Source organism: Micromonospora sp. MH33 (assembly GCF_003013775.1).
Taxonomy (GTDB): Bacteria; Actinomycetota; Actinomycetes; order Mycobacteriales; family Micromonosporaceae; genus Micromonospora; species Micromonospora fulviviridis.
Genome location: NZ_MUYZ01000569.1, coordinates 1 through 2,006, shown reverse-complemented (window position 1 = coordinate 2,006; position 2,006 = coordinate 1). Strand labels below are relative to the sequence as shown.

Below are 2,006 nucleotides of genomic sequence, written 5' to 3'. Positions count from 1 at the left end.
GCCCGCGCCGAGCACGGGCAACCCGGTGCGGCCGGCGACCAGCGCGACCAGGTCGGGCAGCGGGCGTAGCGGCGGCGGGGCGTCCGGGGTGAAGGTGCCCAGATGCCCGCCGGCGGCGCCGCTCTGCGCGACCAGCCCGTCCACCCCGAGGTCGGCCGCGGCCGCCGCCTCGGCCGGGTCGGTCACGGTGACCAGCACCCGGCTGCCGGCCCGGCGCAGGTCCCGGACCACCGGCTCCGGAGGCAGGCCGAACGTGAAGCTGACCACCGGCACCGGGTCGGCGAGCAGCAGGTCGAGCTTCGCCGCCCAGTGGTCGTCGTCCTCGGTGCGCGCGGCGGCCGCCAGGTCCAGGCCGTAGGGCGTGCCCTCGGCGGCGATCCGGGTCGCGTAGCGGCGGAACTCCGCCTCCGCCACCGGCACCGGGGTGGGCACGAAGACGTTCACCCCGAACGGCCGGCCACCGGCCCGCAGGTCGGCGATCTCCGCCGCCACCGCCTCCGGTGTCTTGTAGCCGGCGGCCAGGAACGCGAACGCCCCGGCCACGCCCACCGCCGCCGCCAGCCCGGTGGTGGTCGGCCCACCGCCCATCGGCGCCGCGACGACCGGCACGTCCACCCCGAGCAGCTCCCGTGTCCCGTCCACGGCTCCAGTCTGCCCGCCCAGCGCCGGTCGTCTCCTCCCGGCCCGCACCTCCACCCGGCGGGTTCCACCGAGCCGGGCCGCCGAGCCCGCGTCGCGAGCCCCGTTCCGGGCCGCGTCGCCGCGGCGGTCCGTCAGGACGGCAGCCGTTCGCGCAGCCAGGTCGGCTCCGGGTTCACCACCGCCTCGTCGCGCAGCACCACGGTCGGGACCGTCTCGTCGCCGCCGGTGACCGCCCGGACCGCCGCCGCCCCGTCGGGGTCGCGCCAGATGTTCACCCAGTACGCCCGGCGGGCGCGGCGACCAAGGCGGAGTCGCAGCCGCAGGCAGTAGCGGCAGCCGGGCCGCCAGTAGACCACCGGCCGGCCGTCGCGGGCACTGCGCTCCCGCGCCTCGGCGGCGGGCAGCGACCTCGGGAACGCGAGCGGCGAGAAGAGCACCGCCAGCACCGCGAAGACCAGGAACTCGGCCACGGCCACCACCGGGGTGTCCCCGCCGGCCGCGGCGAGCACCCCGCACACCAGCATGAGGCCGGCCATCCACCAACTGCGCAGCACGTCGCGGGATGCTACCCGCCGCCGTCAGGCGGTCGCGTCGGCCAGCAGTTCGAGCAGGTGGCGGTACGGCTGCCCGGTGGCCCGGGCCATGCCGATCTCGCAGGTGCGGTTCACCGAGGCGTACCCGTCGAAGGAGCGGGCGGTGACGGCGGCGGCCTCGGCGCGGGTGGCCGAGGCGGTCAGCTCGGGATGCAGCAGCCCCCGGTCGCCCGCGAAGCCGCAGCACTGCCAGCCCTCCGGCACCACCACCTCGTCGGCGACGGCGCGGGCCACGGTGAGCAGGGCGTCGTCCAGCCCGAGCCGGGTGGACGAGCAGGTCGGGTGCAGCGCGAGGGAGCCGAGCCGGCGGCGCACGGTGAGCCGGGGCAGCAGTTCGGCGGCCGCGTACCCGACGGCGTCGACCACCCGCAGGTCGCCGGCCCCGGCGAGCAGCTTCGCGAAGCCCTCGGTGCAGGAGGCGGCGTCACTGACCACCGGCAGCGCGCCGTCGCGGCTGGCCGCCCGCAGCGCCGGCGGCACCCGGTCGCGCACCGCCTCGTAGCCGGCCGTGAGGCCCTTGGAGGACCAGGGCGTGCCGCAGCACATGCTGCCGATCCCCTCGGGCACGAGCAGGCGTACGCCGGCCCGGTCGGCGAGGGTGAGCAGGGCGGCGGCCACGCCGGAGCCGCCCTCGGCCGGCGCGAACAGGGTGCCGAGGCAGGACGGGACGAAGACGGCGTCCGGCTCGTCGACCGGGCGTGGCCGGCGCGGCCGGCCGCCCCGGGGCAGGTCGCGCCGCCACTGCGGGACCCGGTCGGCGCCGAGGACCGC

At 78.4% G+C, this 2,006-nt stretch carries 3 protein-coding genes; all 3 read right to left on the bottom strand.

From position 1 onward, the window contains the following. A partial coding sequence (locus tag B0E53_RS35905; protein ID WP_210406359.1) for a nitronate monooxygenase occupies positions 1 to 642 on the bottom strand: 642 nt, incomplete at its 3' end. A gap of 131 nt (positions 643 to 773) precedes the next feature. Next, on the bottom strand, positions 774 to 1,196 hold the full coding sequence (locus B0E53_RS35900; RefSeq protein ID WP_246835775.1) for a glutaredoxin domain-containing protein: 423 nt from the start codon (positions 1,194 to 1,196) through the stop codon (positions 774 to 776). A gap of 24 nt (positions 1,197 to 1,220) precedes the next feature. Then, the coding region (locus B0E53_RS35895) for a (Fe-S)-binding protein (RefSeq protein ID WP_146167953.1) at positions 1,221 to 2,006 on the bottom strand (786 nt) is incomplete at its 5' end.